Consider the following 17,984-nt stretch of genomic DNA (forward strand, 5'->3'; position numbering starts at 1 on the left):
AAGAGCCGTATGTGGTGAAAGCCACACGTACGGTTCTGTGGGGGCGAAGCGGTGGTAACACAGCTTAGCTACCCGACCGCATTAGGGGTCATTAAAGAGGTTGGAGAAGGTGAACTTGTTTTACTTGTGAAAGAGGAAGAACTAACAATTAAAATTACACGAGAACAAGAGGAAGAACTTGCAGTCCATGTCATGAATCAAGAAAATATGTTAGTTCCGGTTAATGTAAAAACTCATGAGCTTTTCTTTGATACAGCTGAGAGATGGAATGAAGAAGAAATGGAGGAATTACAAAAAGCGAGTGAAAGAGTAGGAGAAGATCATGAGTAAAAATTATAAGAAAAAGTATCAAACGAAATCACCAGAAGAAAAGAAAGAAGCGGTGCAAGCTTTAACAAAAAAGATGGAAAAAAGCGTAGAAGGTTATTTTCGTACACCGGGAGATTTAAAAGAGTATTTAACGTTTATGGCAAAGTTTTATCACTATTCACCATCTAATATTTCATTAATACAGAGTCAATTCCAGGGAGCCAATGCAGTTGGTTCCTTTTCTTTTTGGAAAGAAAAAGGATTTCCGGTTAAGAAGGGTGAGAAAGGAATTAAAATTCTTGTTCCAAACCGAACTGTAGCAAAATTTAAGGACAAAGAAGGCGCTTGGAAAACAGTAACTAAAGCAAATGAGGAAGAGAAGAAACAAATTGAATCTAAAAGCGTAGAAGTGATGCCTGGTCGCTTATATTTTGCTGTCGGTCATGTGTTTGACCTGTCTCAAACAAACGCAAAAGCGGAAGATCTACCTCGTATTTTTCCGAATCGTTGGCTAGAGGGGAGCGTTACGGATTACCAGAGTTTGTATAAAGGAATGGAAGCCATTGCGGAAAAAAACGGTGTGAAAATCATTGCACCCAAAGCGGAGCTGGGTGTTTCAAAAGGCGTGAGCTATACCCTAACAAAAGAGGTTGCTTTGAATCCACGAAACAGTGAATTACAAAATGTAAAAACTCTTCTTCATGAATTGGCACATGCCAAACTTCATACCGCAGAGACGCATATGAATTACACAGCGCCAGAAAAAGAGTTTCAAGCAGAAATGACAGCTTACGCCGTTTCTTCTTATTTTGGGATTGATACAAGCGAATATTCATTAGGATATTTAGCGAGCTGGACACAAGGAAAAGAAATGAAAGATAAAACGAAGTTGTTGAAAGAAGTACATGAAACTTCCATTGAATTCATCGAAACGATTGAAGGTAGTTTGGAAAAAGAAAAACAACAAATAAATGAAAAAGAGGTGGGAAGTATGGCAAAAGAAAATGAAAAACAGGATGAAAAAAATATCTTGTTGGTTGAATTTATGAGTTTAAGTAACACGACACAAGAGCTTGTTTCCGTTACAGAGTTAAGGGAACAAGCGGATAGAAACAGAGCGTTTGAGCCCGTAGAAGGCGCAGAAAAATTGAGTGATAAAGAATTTATTGATGCATTTAACGAAGCGAATCAAGAAAAGTATGCAGCACTAAATCAAAATGAAATAAATCGTCCAACTATGTTAGTTCAGTGGAGCGAAAACGAAAATTTTAAAGGTAGTCAGTTGATTCCATTTGGAGAGGCCAATGAAAAAATGGCTGAAGTCATTAAAAATATTGAAAAAGCAAAAGAGGAAGCAAGAGAAAGGGATGAATACGTACCATATGATAAAACTCGTTATCATATTGCCATTCCAAAAGAAGTAGATAGAGATTTTGGGAGAATGGAGCTTGTGAGTATGGATCGTTTGGATATGGGGGATGGGGACTACAAGACACCGTATGAACAAGTATTAAACGAGAAAAGGTATTTATCGGATGAAGTAAAACAAGCGTTACGAGATGAAGTGATGAATTATAGAAATAACAAAGAAATACCGATGGAAAAAGCACAGGAAAGTACATTAGAAAAATCCAAAGAGACACCCAATCACTTAGTTACAATTGAAGTATTAGCAAACAGTATACAAGATGAAGAGCAGGCAAGAATCCACATGATGGATGCTGTTACGAAAGATATAAATTATTTGTCTGTTTGGAATCAAGATAAAACAGATCGGGACGATTTATACGTTTCCCTCATGGAAAAGAACGGGAAACGAGAAAATGTCTATTTAGATAACATTTTGAAACCAGATTTATATGAAAAGGTTCAAAGTTCTATCTTTGATGGAAGAGGGAATTTGTCATTTGTTGTTTATGAAAAAGATGCAAATATGAGTCTAGATGAAATCGTAAAAGATGAACGATATGGACTCTTAGTTGATAAAGTGGAGGCACAAAAAGATCACTCTTTTAATGAAAAAGAAGTGGAATTGTATAAAGAAATGAAGAAGGAAGGATATGCACCTATTGCCTCTTTAGATCAACAAATTCAACCTTCAAAAGAAAAAGAATCAACTACATTAGATAAGGACTTAAGCCGAAAATTCGAAGCATACAGACGTTCACAGTATGAAGAAACACCAGATAATATTGATAGTATTGTCACTCGTGTAAAAGCTGAAGAGCGGTATTATACAACGAAATATGTTTCGATTGATAATGAGCTGATAAGTCAGGAACACGTAGTAAAATTAGAAAATCAGGTGGATGAGAAGCTTGGAAAAGAAGGAATAACCGTGAATCAGTCTACAACTTCAAAGGAAATGGATATAGATAAAAAATTTCAGCCATTGAACGGAAAACAAACGAATGATAAAGAAAAAGACAAAAAGCCAGAGTCAGGTAATGTAGAGCAGGCGAAGGCTACAAAGAAATCAAGTAGAAAAAGGGGAATAACGGAAATGGAACGATGAAAAATTGTATAGCAGGAACACCAGATTAAATCATTTTTTGTTACTCAATTGAGAAAACGGAAAGTGATTTTTTTATATCCAGAAATGAAAGAGGGAAAAAAAAAAGCCCTCTTTCTTGTTTATAGAACGAGAGGAGTGAATGTCATGAATGTATGGCTGTTTGCAGGCTGTATGTTCCTTGTAGCTGTCTTTTTGAACACGTTGCTATTATTTGGTCGCAAAATAATGAAAAAGCACAGAAATAAGAAATGGAAGCGTAAAACGGAAATTGTAGATTAATAGGAGGTAATACGTATGGGGAAAACATTATTTATTGCTGAAAAGCCGAAGGTAGCTGTTGAATTATTAAAATCACCTAGATTTAAAAACTCAAAAAGATATCCAGGGAGCAAGCCTTATTATGGTTACTATGAAAATGAAAATTACATTATTAGTTGGTGCCGGGGGCATTTATTAGAACTAAAACATCCGGAGGAGATGGACGAGAAGTACAAAGAATTTAAATTTGATCACTTACCCATTATTTTAGAGCCGGAATATAAAGAGAAATCGGATAGTCTAGAACAAATTCAAATATTAGTGAAGTTGTTAAATCGTCCCGATGTGGATCATGTGGTCAACTCTTGTGATGCAGATAGAGAGGGTGAGCTTATTTATCGTGAATTATATGAATATGCAGGTGTGAACAAGCGAGAATCCCGTCTTTTTATCTCTTCTTATGAAGCCGCAGAATTAGAAGGAGCATTAAACCGATTAGAACCAGGAACAGACTATGACGGGCTTGCACAATCGGCTAAAGCCAGGCAATACCTGGATTATATTCTAGGGATTAATGTTACAAGAGGCTGTACATCTAAACTAGCAAGAAACCAATTCTTATTGGCTTCTGGTCGTGTTCAAATGTGTATCTTGAATGAAATCCGTCAAAGGGAAATCGCTATTCAAAATTATAAAGAACAAACCTATTACAATTTAAAGCTACTAACGGAAAACGGTTTATCACCAGTAATGAAAACAGAAGATCAACTGATAGATCCATCGCCACTACAAAAGCTTGGAGATAGCTTGAAAGAAACGAATGTAATTGTAACGGAATTTAAAGAAAGCAATAGAAAAAAGAAACCAAAATTATTATATAACTTAACGGATATCTACAAAGATGCTCACGCCAAACTGAAGATAAATGCGGAAACAGCAAAAAAGCATATTCAGAATTTGTATGAAGAAGGCTTTATCACATATCCTCGTTCTTCATCCAGGCACTTACCTACAGAACAAGTGGAACGAGTGAAAGAAGTAATGGCAGCATTAGAAAAAAGCGCCTATGCAAATCTTGTACAACAAGTAATTCCATCTTCTATTACGAAAAAACATTCTATTTTTAATGATGAATTAGTCAGTAGTCACTTTGCCATCATCCCAACAACAAAATTATATGTCGGGACCAACCGAGATCCATTAGAAAAACAGTTATATGACTTAATTGTAAAACGATTTATCGGGAATTTTATGAAACCAGCAATCTACCTGGTAAGAGAAGTACATTTTATAGATCAAGAGGGCAATACCTACAGTACAAAAGAAAAGATCCTACAAGAGAAAGGGTTTCTAAGCGTGTTTCAAGGGGATATAGAAGAAGGTTCAGTTGAAGCATTTCAGATACCTATTTTACGAGAAGGAGATTCTTTCAGAATCGTTCAGTATGACTTGATTGAGTCTCGAACAAAGAAACCAGCCTTTCATACGGAAAGTTCCATTTTAACCTTTATGGAAACGGCAGGGCGTAAATTAGATGATGAACATTTGAAAGAACTTATGAAAGGAAAACGGATTGGGACAGTCGCAACGGAAGAAACGTTTATTCCAAAACTATTAGAGCGAAGATATATTGATGTTACCAACAGTCAGATTCGAACCACTAATATTGGTCGTGCGTTTATAGATGCTTTTCCGGTAGATGAAATCAAAAATCCAGCTTATACGGCTGAAATGGAAGGGATGATCTACATGATCGAAAAGAGTGAAATGAAATATGAGGAATTTGTGGAGAAAACAAATTCGTTTGTAAAAGACACGGTGGAACAATTAGGCGCAATGGATGATAAGGTGTCGGATAGCATTATTAATACTTGGAATCAGCAAATTGAGGTGTGCAAATGCCCTTGTAGAAAAGGAAAAATCCTTCATAAAGGCAATTTTTATGGGTGCAGTAATTATCCGGAATGTGAAATCTCCTTACCGAAAAAAATTAAAGAAAAAGCGATTCCGGAGGCGCAAGCGAAAAAGCTGTTTGAAGATAAGAAAACAGATCTTTTAAAAGGATTTAAGTCCAATGAGAAGGAGTTTTCCGCTTATCTCGTGTTACATGAAGGAAATGTTAAATTTCAGTTCCCAACACAAGAGGAGCTGTCATTTGGTAAATGTCCAAAATGTAAAAAAGGGGATATGCTTCATCGTAAAACATTTTATGGATGCACAGAGCATAAAAACGGATGTGATTTTATGTTACCAGCCAAAATGAAAGGGAAAGCAATCCCTGGCAATCAAATGAAGAAGCTACTTCAGTATAAAACAACAGATTTTATCAACGGCTTTCAAGGAGAAAAGGGAGAATTTACAGCAGCTATCTATATGGAAGCGGACGGAAGTTTGAAATTCCGTTTTCCAACGACTGAAGATCGTACCATTGGTAAATGTCCATTGTGTAAGAGTAGGGTTCTTGTAGGGAAAAGTAACTATTTATGTGAGAAATACAAAAAAGGCTGTGACTTCATTATTTTTGGTACATTCTCTGGTAAAAATTTAAGTAGTAACCATGTGAAAAAGTTATTAGAAACGAATGTGACAGATCAGATTAAAGGGTTTATCTCAAACAAAAACGGGAAGAAATTTGATGCTCGTTTATCATACAGCGTACAGGAGAAGCGATTAAAATTCTTATTCGGCAAATAAAAATGAAATGTATCAACTATAAGTAGCAAAAGAGGACTAGGAAACGGAATAGTCCTCTTTTTTATTTCATTTTATAGAGTAAAGGGGGGATTCCGTAATGGCATATGTCAGTGCGGAGGATGCGATGAAAGCAAGAAAAGTTGACTTGATTTCATATCTGGAAGCAAAAGGAGAAACGTTTAAGAAAGAAGGAAACTATTATCGTCATACGGAGCATGACAGCCTCATTATTAAAGGGAATCAATACGCCTGGAATAGTCGAGGGGAAAAAGGATATGGAGCGATTAGCTTTGCCATGATGTACTATGACATGACATTCCCACAAGCAGTGATGGACATTCAGAAGGGGGACTATAAAGAGTTTGATCGTTCAAAAGCTGAAGAGGAGCGCAAAAAAGAGCAGCAGCCATTTAGTTATCCCAAACACCTGGAAGTAAATAAGCAAACAGAGATAAAAGAATATCTAATTCATGAACGGAAAATAGATCCTCGCTTGGTGAATTGGCTGATTAAAAAAGATCTCATCGCCCAGGATAAGAAAAATAACGTGGTGTTCAAATGGAGAGAAGAAGGAGGCAAAGGGCAAGTCATTGGTATGAACCGTCAAGGTACGGTCAAAATGGAGAATAAAAGAGGAAGCTTTAAGCAAATTGTTCCGAATTATGAAAAAATCAATGCCGGTTTTACGGTTGATGTAGGTAAACCGGATAAGATTTATTTTTATGAAGATCCAATCGACATGTTATCTCATTGGAGCATTAAACAAAATAATATCCAAAACGCTCGCCTGGTTTCTATGCATGGATTGAAGTCCAAAACAGTGATTCAATCTTTAATGGATGCGAAAAAAGAAGGGCACGAGATTAAAGAGGTCATAATGGCAGTTGATAATGATAAGGCTGGGAAAGACTTCATTCAGACAATGAAATGCTTTGTAGATCTTAAAGAGGATATTCCAACGAATGAAAAAGATTGGAACGATGTCCGGAAGAAACAAGTGAATGAGCAACAGGCAAAAGAAACAGCCCAACCAAAGAAAATGAAACCAATTAAAGAGGTGGAGCGAAGTGTCTAATCTACCAGAAATGCCAAACCTATTACAAATTTTGATGTATGGTTTTACCCTTTATGTTTTTTTTCGTATTTGTAAATTCATGTACCGGAAGATCCAGGAGCGAAGAATATTAAAGCGAATGGCTAAGTCTGGTATTCGCTATATAGACAAAATGGACGGACATCAATTTGAAGTATACCTAAAAGCTCTCTTTCGAGAGTTGGGTTATTCTCCAACAGTCACAAAGCAGTCAAATGATTTCGGAGCGGATTTGGTATTGAAGGGGAAGAATCGTATTGTAATCCAGGCAAAACGCTACGGGATGAAAAATAGAGTCGGCATCAATGCTGTACAAGAGATATATGCAGCACAGGCTTATTACAAAGCACACGAGGGCTGGGTTGTAACGAACAGTGTGTATACAAGACAGGCGAAAGAATTAGCAGAAGCATGCCATGTAAAACTCATAGATCGTGTAGAACTTCAGAAACTGATTAATAAAATCAATCCCGAATATTCGGCTGAAGATGTGTATCAAGGGGTAAAACCTGAAGAACGGAAATGTCCCACATGTAAACATGATTTAGTGATCCGTAATTCAAATAAAACAGGTAATAAGTTTTTTGGTTGCTCTCAATATCCTACATGTACACATACAGAACCAATCAATATGTGAGCTGTGATGAAAATCCAGCTCTTTTGTTATTTTTAGGAATGAACTTTTAAAAAATCATACTCTCATCAAAAAACGGCTTCTCAGATTTTGATATAACCAATGTTTATTTGAAAGTTAATGACATAAGACCTAAATAACAAAGGGTGTGTTGTAAGTGAAAATAAGCGGTTTAAATTGAGTTAAGGATGTTAATAAGAATTTTTTTATAAAATATCTGAAAAACAAACGAATAACCTTGTAAGGTTGATTGTTTTATTATAAAATAACCTTGCAAGGTTATTTTATAAAGATAAGGAGTGAGAATACTGGAGAATACAGTAAAAGAAATCATTGATGATATAGAGTATCTGTTCAGGAATGGAGAAATTGGCATAGAAGTAAGTAATCCGTCTTACTATCAGAGGTTTTGTAAAGTACTGGATGCGACAGAAATGCGCTATGATTTACACATTCACGAATATGATGAGGATTCCCTAGTTGTTAAATTAGTGTAAAATACAAATGTTTTAAGGGGTTAATTTTTTTGAAGTATAAAAAGAAAAAGGGAATGGGGGAGGAAAAGGATATGAAAATTGGTACATCTGAATGGCTTTCTCTTAGTATGGATATTAAGCTGAAGTTGATCCGTTTGGCTGTCATAGATAGTAAATATAAACAAGCAAAATAAAAACCCTTCATTTGCTTAACAGCAAACAAAGGGCTTAGTTAATGAGTGACTGAAGTAGAAGGAAATCTAGTCCATTTCCTTCTTTATTTATTGTAACATAAAAGGAAAAGCACAAACAAAGGAGAATTCTCATGAAAGAAATCGATAAATACATGACACCATCTGAAGCAGCTTTTTACTGGAGGATTCCTCGTGAGACAATTAAGAATAAATATAGCCCTTCTTTAATGAACGAGAAGCAAATAAATGATTTAGAACGCATGTTACAAGAAGGTTTAGTAAAGTATTTTTTGCATCCTGAAGGGAAGCGTAAGGAATGGATTATAAGCCGACAGGCAATGTATGAATGGTTTGGAGAAACAAAGGACAAATAAGAAAGGATGATAAAAATGCAAGGAGAAACATTTTCACTGTGGGGCGGTTTCAAGAGTGCATTTAGTTTGATTATTTGGTTTTGGATCGTTATGTTTTTGCTATTTGGTGAAAGATTGTTACAATAGAATCAAGTCGAAAAGTATAAATACCCTTAGGTAGCTCTCATAGGTGTAAAATCGATGGGGGCTTTTTTAACTAAGAAAATAAAAATTTCACGTACCGTAATATTCAATAAAAATCAAAGTACCTAAACAAGTGATACAGCCTGGAGACGTGTGAAAATAGGTAATAAACTTAGTTTCATTTCTAATTTGATACATAAAATTATATAAATATTCTTTTAATAACGAGCAAACTTTTTTGGTATGATGTTATAGTAAATATACATATATAGGAGGAGTTACTTTGTTTGAAAAACTATGCGTAGAAGTTGAAATTTTTAAAAATATGCTAATTTCAAAGGCTACCGGAACAGAAATTAGTCATCAAGAGTATAAAGATAGAAGAGAACAGTTACTTAAATCCAACTACATTAAAGATAAAATGCCTAGATTTATAAAAACATGTCGCTCTTCAGATGAGTTTTGGTCATACATCAAAGAAAAATCCCAAAGTTATGAAGGAAGAAGAAAATATTTACGTGAACAATTTGATCCTGTATTAACATACTTAGAACAAAACATTCATGTAGATTCCCCAGTAGATGAAGTAGTTACTTCTACTGTTTCAGAAAAGATAAGCAATCTATATATACAAACAGCATGGCAAAAAGCTTTAGAAAGACGCACAACTGATCCTGAAGGTGCTATTACTATGGCAAGAACCCTAATAGAAGCTACATGTAAACATATTTTAGATGAAGCAAATCATAGTTATGATGATAAAGCAGAACTTCCTGCACTCTATAAAGAGGTTCAAGTTGTATTAAATTTAGCTCCAAACGCACATACAGAACAAATTTTCAAACAAATTTTAGGAGGATGCTCTTCAGTAATAACAGGACTAGGTTCTTTAAGGAATAAATTAAGCGATGCACATGGGAAAAGTCAAAAAACTCCTAAGCCATCTCCACGACATGCAAAAATGGCTGTGAATTTAGGAGGAACCATGGCTGAGTTTTTACTTTCTTCATGGGAAGAAGCAAGTGTAAATTAACTATGTTATCAGCATTTCGGAAAAAAACAGGCTAAGAGTATTCAAGATTTTATACAGTTTTTCGGCTGATCTAGTAACAAACGAGAACCCTTAAAACCGCACCAAGATAGGAATGTATAAAAAATTGAATAGATCCATAGAACAAAAAAAGGCGGATTCCCTGTGAGAGTAAGGGTCCGCCTTTTTCCTTGCTACTGATAATAGGACGTTACGTTAACCGATCATGAATATCCTATACATCTAAAAATCCAAGTAAATTAGTTCTTCCCAATGTTATAATAAAGAAAAAAGTATTAAAAAAACAAAAATTAAGTACCTATAATTTAGGGAGTGAAGTTATGATAAGTGTTCACGATAATACAATTATTTCGTACCAAGTTAATCTCGAGAAAGAAGAAATTCGTATGCATACGCTTACGGAATCAGGAAGGGATGTATATATAGTTTTTTCAGGTGTCCTAGCACATTTTTTTGAAACTCATCTAAGGCATAGCATTATTTTTAATATAGACGAATATCCAATTCTAAATTTTTTTAAAGAAAATAAAAAATTATTAGAGGAACAAAGACCTCATTGTTGGCCTATATATTATAAAGATATTAAGGAATTAGAGGAAACATTAATAAAAGGGAATTATTTTTATTACAACATTTGTGCATCTTTAGGTCTAACTGGTTGGGTATTAGCTAAAAAACTTGAGATATTAGAATCTAATTAAATTAATAGTGGTCTTAAATGCACTTCCAATAACAATAATTATGTAAACACAAAAGTCCTCCAGTTAAACAATCCGGAGGACTTTTAATAGTTTTCTAAGTTATCTTCCAAATACACTCAATCCTAAATAAATCAAACTATAACTAATTAAAGCACTTGCAAGCATCAAACTTATTTTTAATAATTTATCTTTTATATTAGGCTTTACTTCACTTATAGGTTTTCCCTCTATAAAATCAACTATTTGGGGTCACCATACACATCCATCAATTTAAGAAAAGTAAACACCCCAAAAACAAAAAAATGAGCTGACTTCTCAAAATAACTAACTGTAGAGAAAGAAAAATTTCATTTAGTGGGTACTTCAAAACCTTAGCTTGATGGCGATGGGGTCACCATATCAAAAAAGAAAATTGTGCGTTTAGACATATTTTTCAACCGCCTCCTGTACGTTAAGGGGCTCGTTATTTTTTTACAGTTTTTTATTATGAAATTCTAAATAACTAATTATAATAGGTGAAAAAAACGATCAATAGTTGGGGTACGGAAAGGATTCAAATTTACATTCTTTCTCAATACATATTATGGATAAATAAAGTAAAATATGGGTTGGGGGTTATGTCTCATGTTGTGTTAATCCTAACAATAACTAAGGGTACATAATATGCTTTCATACCTTTGAATAATTTTGTTATAGAAGGGATGGAGATTTAAATGGCTCAAATTGTTGGTATTGATAGAGACCTTTGTACTGGGGCTTTAATCTTTAAGAGTGAGGACCTTTCCCTAAGTCTTGTCAGGAAGTAAGGAACAGTAAGCAAACACTTATACAATATGAATAGAGGAGAGGAATGCCTTATGAAAATACGTAGTCAAATTACATGTGCAAGTCTTGCCCTTTTAATAGCTGGAAGTTCCCTGTTATATACAACGCCCGCCTCAATTGTAAAAGCAGAGCCCACTCAAAATGTATCTAGTTCGTTACAAACAAGCACTCAACGAGATCGTAATTCCGTCAAGCAAGCAATGCGGGATACATTGCAACTTGGATACCCGGGGATACTTGCTAAAACTTCCGAGGGTGGAAAAACGTGGGGTTATGCCGCTGGGGTAGCGAATCTGAGCACCAAGCAACCAATGAAAACAGATTTTCGCTTTCGCATTGGAAGCGTGACGAAGACGTTCACCGCAACGGTTGTACTTCAATTAGCTGGAGAGAACCGCTTGAATCTAGATGACTCCATCGAAAAATGGTTGCCTGGTGTCATTCAAGGAAACGGATATGATGGTAACCAGATTAAGATCCGGCAGATATTGAACCATACAAGTGGTATCGCTGAATACTCAAGGTCAAAAGACGCTGATTTTATGGATACAAAAAAATCGTATACGGCTGAAGAGTTAGTGAAGATGGGGATTTCTCTGCCCCCAGACTTTGACCCAGGAGATGGTTGGTCTTATTCAAACACAGGATACGTATTACTGGGTATTCTTATTGAAAAAGTAACCAGAAACAGCTATGCGGAAGAGATTGAAAATCGGATTATTGAACCGCTTGAATTATCGAATACATTCCTACCTGGAAATTCAAGCGTTATTCCAGGCACCAAGCATGCCCGTGGATATGTCCAACCAGACGGAACAAGTGAGCTAAAAGACGTTACTTATTATAACCCAAGTGTAGCTAGCTCAGCTGGAGATATGATTTCTACTGCTGACGACTTAAATAAATTCTTCTCTTACTTGCTCGGTGGCAAATTACTGAAAGAACAGCAACTAAAACAAATGCTTACTACAGTTCCTACAGGAAGTGAAGGAATCGATGGATATGGTCTTGGAATCTATGAAACTAAGCTTCCAAACGGTGTCTCGATATGGGGACACACAGGTGGCATTCTAGGGTTTACTACTCTTGTTGGAGGTAAACTTGGAGGCAAGCATACGTTGGTCGTCAATTGGAATAGTTTGGGTAGAACTGACAGTCCTAATCCTTTTAAAAATATTTTACTTGCTGAATTTAGCAAGTAGGGGTCACCATACGTGCCCATCAGCTTAAGAGATTTTAATACCCTCAAATACCAAAAAACGTTATCCTTTCTAAATAAGCTAAATTAGAAAGGATGACGTTTTCTTATGCATTTTTCGATTCAAGATGAATTACAATCATTTGCGGAAGAATTACAACGATATGTTACACCTGTATTCTTAGAAGAACTTGCAAGAGAAATCGGATTTATAAAACGAAAACGTAAGTTTTCTGGTTCAGACTTAGCTACTATTTGCATTTGGATCAGTCAACGGGTAGCAAGTGATCCTTTAGTTCGATTATGTAGTAGGCTTCATGCAGCTACTGGTACTTTAATCAGTCCTGAAGGCTTAAATAAACGCTTAAATACAAAAGCAGTTTTAGTTTTAAAACATCTTTTTTCTTTACTGTTACAACAAAAAGTATGTGAACAAACGCAAATTTCTAACCACCTCTTCTCTTATTTTCAACGAATTCGTATCCTAGATGCCACCGTATTTCAAGTGCCAAATGCCTTAGAGAATTTATATCCAGGCTCTGGAGGATGTGCCCAAACAGCGGGAATTAAAATTCAATTAGAATATGATTTGCACAGTGGACAATTTCTTAACTTTCAAGTTGGACCAGGAAAAAATAATGACAAAACATTTGGTACGGAGTGCTTAGATACTTTACGACCAGGAGATTTATGTATTCGTGATTTGGGTTATTTTTCATTGGAAGACTTAGATCAAATGGATCAACGAGGTACATACTATATTTCTCGTTTGAAATTAAACACGAATGTATATGTGAAAAATCCAAACCCGGAATACTTTAAAAATGGTGTAATAAAAAAACAATCGGAATACATACAAATTGATGTGAAACAGATTTTAAACCAACTACACCCCGGAGAAACATTTGAATTAAAACATGCTTATATTGGTGATAAACAACAACTGTTTTCACGTGTTATTTTTAATCGATTAACAGAAAAACAACTTCAAAAAAGACGAGCGAAAATCTTGCAGAAAGAAAAATCCAAAAATAGAACGTACTCAGAGAAAAGTAAAATGGTAGCGGGATTAAACGTGTACGTGACGAATACACCTTGGGAATGGGTTCCGATGGAACAGGTACATGAGTTATATACTTTGCGTTGGCAAATAGAGATTGTCTTTAAAACATGGAAATCACTCTTCAAAATAGACCATTATCGTAATGTAAAACAAGAACGATTAGAGTGCCAATTATATGGAAAGCTAATCGCTATTTTTCTGTGCTCCTCTACTATGTTTAAAATGCGCCAACTTCTTTTGCAAAAGAAGAAAAGAGAATTAAGCGAATATAAAGCGATAGGAATGATCCAAGATTATTTATATCTTTTATATCAAGCTATACAGAAAGACACTCAAGAAATAACAAAGATTCTAATCCGTCTATTCCACCTACTACAGAAAAATGGGCGGAAATCTCATCGATATGAGAAGAAAACAGTCTTTGATATGGTATGATCCCCTCATAGTAGACTTAGAAAACAAAAAAAAGCTGCATAATCTTTAAAAATGATACCTATTTAGGTTTATTTAGCGTGCTTATTTTTAAGGACACAAAATATTTTAAGAGTTTTTTAGTTCAAATGAACAAAAATTCATTTTATTTCCGTTCTTAAGTTGATGGGCATGGGGTCACCATATCAAAAAAAGAAAATTGTACGTTTAGACACAATTTGGACACAGATTAGCCAGTTCCTTGTACGTTAAGGAACCGGCTAATTACTTACTTTCCTACTTTTTCATATAATTTTTCTCTCGTAATGGTCTTAGATTATTAAAATTTGTTTTTTCATTTAAGTTCCAAACATAATCACCTGTCAACGTAATATGCTCCCATCCAAGTTAAGATATATGTTGTAAATATTCTTCTGGAATGTCCATACATTTTGCACGTAAAGCATCTACTGCACGTGATATATATACCGTATTCCATAATAGAGGTTCAGTCGAGATACATGTAGTTTTGGGTCATTGGCTGTATTTTCTTTCCGTTATCAGATTACGGTGTAACAAAAAAGTGTTTTACTAATTATCTTACGAATTATTTTTGATACAGTATTTTGTACAGCTAGTTCAACGGTTAGGATATTTCATATTTTTAAATACAAAACTCGTCAGTTTTTGGATCATTATGTTTCTCATGTATGGCGAAATCCTGTTACAATAGTTAAGAATAAATTGGGTACAAATTGATAATGAAATGGGGAAAGATGCTAGATGAAAGCAACCGGAGTAACTAGAAAAGTAGATGAATTAGGGCGTGTAGTAATTCCAAAGGAACTTAGAAATACGCTTGGTATTAAAGAAAAATCACCATTAGAGATTTTTGTAGAAGGGGAAGACATTGTTTTACAGAAGTATCAGCCTGGTGGTGTTTGTGCATTAACAGGAGAAGTTTCAACTCATAACATAGCACTAGCAAATGGTAAAATAACATTAAGTCCAGAAGGTGCAGAATTATTACTAAAAGAAGTAGAACAGTATCTTGTAAAATAAGTGCTCCTTTCAAGGGGCTTTTTTAGTAAAGATATTTAAAATTTCACGTACCGTAATATTTAATAAAAAACAAGATACATAATCAATAGTCTACATTGAATCTTATGTTGAACTCATCTGCTAAATGGATGCTGTATTGTTAGTTTTGGATACATTTCTTGCGAAATATGTACTTAGACCAGTATTTCGATTTAAATGTGATACGATAGTTATATATTCGTTTTGCTAGTAAAAGGAGATGAGTGTCGATGAAAAACCACATAAAAGTAAATGGAAAAATCCTTCAAACAAATAAAAAATGGTCACATCTCAAGCAAAAACAAAAAGAACATATTTCTAATTGGTTACGTAGAGAATATACACAGTTTGTAAAAACACATCATAGAAAACCTAAAAAGTATGAACATGATGAGATTCTTCATGAAGTGATGAATCAAATACAGGAACGTGAAATTTGGATTCCTTATGGTGAAGTAAAAAAATATTATCTAAGCAAAATAGGAAGATGGTTTAGAAAAATAGAAAGTGAATGGGAATCACAAATATCTAACAGTGAAAAGCAACAAGTATTAGAAGAAAAGTAAATCCAAACAAACCAGGGGGCCATTTAATGTTTAATTTACAAGAAGATATGTATGAACAATTGAAAGAGAAAAAAGGGGAAGTTACTGTATTTTTAAAGAATGGGGTTCCAGTACGTGGGAAGATCCTTGCAACAGATAAATTTACCGTCCTAATGATGATTCATGGTAAACAACAATTAATCTACAAACAAGCAATCTCTACACTTGCTATATAAAAAATGATTGTATTATATAAAAGGAGAGGGATATATTGATTTTTTTATTTCGATTTGACATAAAGGATGCTGGAATGGATTTTATCTTAAACGAAAAAATAACTGAAGATATACTTGAAAATGGAGTGATACGATGAATAAGACGTATGATGTCATCATTACCGGTGCTAGATGTGCCGGCTCTACCCTGGCAATTTATCTTGCTAAGGCAGGTTTCCATGTGTTGTTAGTGGACCGAGCGAATTTTCCAAGGGACACATTATCAACCCATACCTTTTTCAATAATACTGTCGCTCTTCTTCGAGAAAACGGTGTCCTGGACAAGTTATTGGAAACAAATGCACCGCCGGTACGGGATATTAAATTTCAATTTGAGGATACCGTGATAGAAGGTCTCATCCCTGAGGTTTACGGAGAGGAAAGTTGTTATTGTATTAGAAGAACTTATCTCGATCATATTCTACTTGAACAAGCCAAATCCCAAATGAATGTAACTGTTTTAGAAGGATTTCGTGTGACGGATGTCATCCGTGATGACGAAACAGTGATAGGCGTGAAAGGTTTAGACGGCGACAACGAGAAACAAGAATTTTTAGCTCGCCTGGTAGTCGGGGCAGACGGCCGATCCTCTATTATTCGCAAGCTGGTAAAAAGTGAACTCAAAATAAGTATTCCGGCAACAGTCGGCATCTATTTCGGGTATTTCTCTGGATTTCGCCACGATAATGTCCCTAAATTTGAAGTATACAAGATAAAAGATAACACAGCCATTCTCTTTCCGACGAATGATGATTTATATGTAATTGTCGGCATTTTCCCATTAGAAAATAAGGAATTGATAGAACGGTTGAAATTAAATCCGGAAAGCTGTCTACGCAATTTCTTTACAGATAACTTTCCGAATACAACAATTGGGGCGCGCTTGAAAAATGCAGAACTAGTAGAACCGGTCAAAGGCATTCTCGGATATGATAATTACTGGTATAAAGGAATGGGAAAAGGATGGGCGTTGGTTGGAGATGCAGTTTGTTTTAAAGATCCTGGCATGGCGCAGGGTATCCATGATGCTATATGTGGAGCACGTATATTATCCAATATTCTATCAAAATATAAGGGACAATCCGATCAATCAAATCAAATGTCTGAAGAATATCAAAAGGCAATAGAAGATGAGTTTATGGTTCGGTTTCACATGGGATGCCAAATTTCGAAGAATGAACGCATATCTGAACAACAGGATGCTGTCAACAAGCTAATCAGTTCCCATCCAGAGGCTATAGAGAAGTTTTTAGGGATTTACAATTATGCAAACGAGCCCGCTGCTTTAGAAAAAGAACTCGCACGAATTATGCAATCGATCTAGCAATGATTTTAGAGATTAAGTGATTTAAGTACAAAAATAATTCACTATGAACCTCCCCCACTTACTCGCTTCCGCTTGAAGTGGGGATTTCTTAGCATCAACAAAGACAAGGTCCCATGAGAAGAGGATTTTCCATCTCCTCTCTGCACCTATGCAGGGACTCCTTTTCTTCATTTGACTAAGCAACTTCTGCACATGCAGAAGGGTGGGAACACACCGTCTACTACTTTTTGCTTACGCAATCCACAAATACTTTCTCTTCGTTTCTTCCGGGATATGACACATCTTTCCGTACAGTTCTTTTGCCAAAATGTTGCGGGCACCGTGAATGTCCCAGTGTTCTTCGTAGCCGCACACACAAACGTAGTTACGTGTCCGCACTTTCTGGCAACAAGGGCATGTTTGAGAAGTGTATGCTTCGTCTACGAGAAACAATAGAGGTACCTTTAGCAATCTAACCTATTTCGATGCTGGAGCCAGAGTGACTTCGGGTGATGTTACCTTGTCATAAAAATCTACGAATTTGTCACGATCGGCGCTATCACGGTAAGCCATGGCGACACGTGGATGTTCATTAAGTACACCAGAGATCATGTAAGGTATGATATAGCCTCACTCCCACTCTTGTCGCATTTCTAACAAGAGTATATCTTACTAGTGAATTCTGTATATATTATTATGTGGGGTACCGCCACATCGCTATCAAGCTAATAAAAAGAAATGCCCCCTAAAATGAAAAAATACGCTATTCATTCTGTAGAATCATAGGTGGTCTGACCCCATTTGGTGAGACAAAGAAAAAACACCTAGATAACATGTTTCCTATAAGCTATAGGTGACA

The 17,984-nt window shown here is 35.4% G+C and carries 17 protein-coding genes and 3 pseudogenes; 16 read left to right on the forward strand and 4 right to left on the reverse strand.

Annotation, left to right across the window (positions count from 1 at the left end; all coding sequences use genetic code 11):
- The first annotated feature begins 51 nt into the window (after window positions 1-51).
- From G9F74_RS28280 to G9F74_RS28325, 10 genes are all read left to right on the forward strand, one after another.
- Complete coding sequence (locus G9F74_RS28280; protein ID WP_016107048.1) at window positions 52-330, forward strand: hypothetical protein; 279 nt, start codon at window positions 52-54, stop codon at window positions 328-330.
- The gene (locus G9F74_RS28285; protein WP_165406371.1) at window positions 323-2,824 is read left to right on the forward strand and encodes an LPD25 domain-containing protein; all 2,502 of its coding nucleotides are present in this window, start codon (window positions 323-325) and stop codon (window positions 2,822-2,824) included. The genes G9F74_RS28280 and G9F74_RS28285 overlap by 8 nt, the downstream gene beginning before the upstream one ends.
- A 144-nt stretch (window positions 2,825-2,968) precedes the next feature.
- Window positions 2,969-3,103: a hypothetical protein gene (locus G9F74_RS30320; RefSeq protein WP_255257375.1), complete on the forward strand. Its 135-nt coding sequence runs from the start codon at window positions 2,969-2,971 to the stop codon at window positions 3,101-3,103.
- A gap of 15 nt (window positions 3,104-3,118) precedes the next feature.
- Complete coding sequence (locus G9F74_RS28290; protein ID WP_165406372.1) at window positions 3,119-5,776, forward strand: type IA DNA topoisomerase; 2,658 nt, start codon at window positions 3,119-3,121, stop codon at window positions 5,774-5,776.
- Between the two features lie 97 nt (window positions 5,777-5,873).
- Window positions 5,874-6,851 (forward strand): DUF3991 and TOPRIM domain-containing protein, encoded by a 978-nt coding sequence (locus G9F74_RS28295; RefSeq protein WP_165406373.1) that lies wholly within the window; start codon window positions 5,874-5,876, stop codon window positions 6,849-6,851.
- Window positions 6,844-7,506: a restriction endonuclease gene (locus G9F74_RS28300; protein ID WP_165406374.1), complete on the forward strand. Its 663-nt coding sequence runs from the start codon at window positions 6,844-6,846 to the stop codon at window positions 7,504-7,506. Before G9F74_RS28295 ends, G9F74_RS28300 begins: the two co-directional genes overlap by 8 nt.
- Window positions 7,507-8,029: 523 nt before the next feature.
- Window positions 8,030-8,173: a hypothetical protein gene (locus G9F74_RS28310; protein WP_165406370.1), complete on the forward strand. Its 144-nt coding sequence runs from the start codon at window positions 8,030-8,032 to the stop codon at window positions 8,171-8,173.
- Window positions 8,174-8,304: 131 nt separating this feature from the next.
- Window positions 8,305-8,547 carry a helix-turn-helix domain-containing protein gene (locus tag G9F74_RS28315; protein WP_165406375.1) on the forward strand — a complete coding sequence of 81 codons (243 nt, stop codon included), beginning with the start codon at window positions 8,305-8,307 and terminating at the stop codon, window positions 8,545-8,547.
- A 406-nt stretch (window positions 8,548-8,953) separates the two neighbouring features.
- On the forward strand, window positions 8,954-9,703 hold the full coding sequence (locus tag G9F74_RS28320; RefSeq protein ID WP_221429653.1) for an abortive infection family protein: 750 nt from the start codon (window positions 8,954-8,956) through the stop codon (window positions 9,701-9,703).
- A gap of 338 nt (window positions 9,704-10,041) precedes the next feature.
- A complete protein-coding gene (locus tag G9F74_RS28325) occupies window positions 10,042-10,422 on the forward strand; it encodes a hypothetical protein (RefSeq protein ID WP_098839596.1) in 381 nt (126 codons plus the stop codon).
- A gap of 99 nt (window positions 10,423-10,521) precedes the next feature.
- On the opposite strand, the pseudogene G9F74_RS30325 reads toward G9F74_RS28325, so the two are convergent.
- A pseudogene (locus tag G9F74_RS30325) lies at window positions 10,522-10,668 on the reverse strand (transcriptional regulator); the annotation flags it as partial.
- 611 nt (window positions 10,669-11,279) lie between these two features.
- Between G9F74_RS30325 and G9F74_RS28335 the strand changes: the two are divergent.
- On the forward strand, window positions 11,280-12,449 hold the full coding sequence (locus G9F74_RS28335) for a serine hydrolase domain-containing protein (RefSeq protein ID WP_165406376.1): 1,170 nt from the start codon (window positions 11,280-11,282) through the stop codon (window positions 12,447-12,449).
- 105 nt (window positions 12,450-12,554) lie between these two features.
- Window positions 12,555-13,943, forward strand: a complete 1,389-nt coding sequence (locus G9F74_RS28340; protein WP_165406377.1) for an IS4 family transposase — start codon at window positions 12,555-12,557, stop codon at window positions 13,941-13,943.
- A gap of 273 nt (window positions 13,944-14,216) precedes the next feature.
- On the opposite strand, the pseudogene G9F74_RS30330 reads toward G9F74_RS28340, so the two are convergent.
- A pseudogene (locus tag G9F74_RS30330) lies at window positions 14,217-14,423 on the reverse strand (Tn3 family transposase); the annotation flags it as partial.
- Window positions 14,424-14,702: 279 nt separating this feature from the next.
- On the opposite strand from G9F74_RS30330, the gene G9F74_RS28345 reads away from it, so the two are divergent.
- From G9F74_RS28345 to G9F74_RS28360, 4 genes are all read left to right on the forward strand, one after another.
- A complete protein-coding gene (locus G9F74_RS28345) occupies window positions 14,703-14,981 on the forward strand; it encodes an AbrB/MazE/SpoVT family DNA-binding domain-containing protein (RefSeq protein WP_000648352.1) in 279 nt (92 codons plus the stop codon).
- 248 nt (window positions 14,982-15,229) lie between these two features.
- Window positions 15,230-15,565: a hypothetical protein gene (locus G9F74_RS28350; protein ID WP_000788509.1), complete on the forward strand. Its 336-nt coding sequence runs from the start codon at window positions 15,230-15,232 to the stop codon at window positions 15,563-15,565.
- A gap of 26 nt (window positions 15,566-15,591) precedes the next feature.
- On the forward strand, window positions 15,592-15,780 hold the full coding sequence (hfq, locus tag G9F74_RS28355; protein ID WP_000482676.1) for an RNA chaperone Hfq: 189 nt from the start codon (window positions 15,592-15,594) through the stop codon (window positions 15,778-15,780).
- Between the two features lie 133 nt (window positions 15,781-15,913).
- Window positions 15,914-17,143, forward strand: a complete 1,230-nt coding sequence (locus tag G9F74_RS28360) for an NAD(P)/FAD-dependent oxidoreductase (RefSeq protein WP_016107002.1) — start codon at window positions 15,914-15,916, stop codon at window positions 17,141-17,143.
- A 234-nt stretch (window positions 17,144-17,377) separates the two neighbouring features.
- On the opposite strand, the gene G9F74_RS28365 is transcribed toward G9F74_RS28360, so the two are convergent.
- Together G9F74_RS28365 and G9F74_RS30335 are read right to left on the reverse strand one after the other, a co-directional pair.
- A complete protein-coding gene (locus G9F74_RS28365) occupies window positions 17,378-17,596 on the reverse strand; it encodes a zinc ribbon domain-containing protein (RefSeq protein ID WP_311732388.1) in 219 nt (72 codons plus the stop codon).
- 6 nt (window positions 17,597-17,602) lie between these two features.
- Window positions 17,603-17,785 (reverse strand): annotated as a pseudogene (locus tag G9F74_RS30335) (nucleoid-structuring protein H-NS); the annotation flags it as partial.
- Window positions 17,786-17,984 lie beyond the last annotated feature (199 nt).

The sequence above is a fragment of the Bacillus sp. EKM202B genome, from assembly GCF_011066025.1.
GTDB lineage: Bacteria > Bacillota > Bacilli > Bacillales > Bacillaceae_G > Bacillus_A > Bacillus_A toyonensis.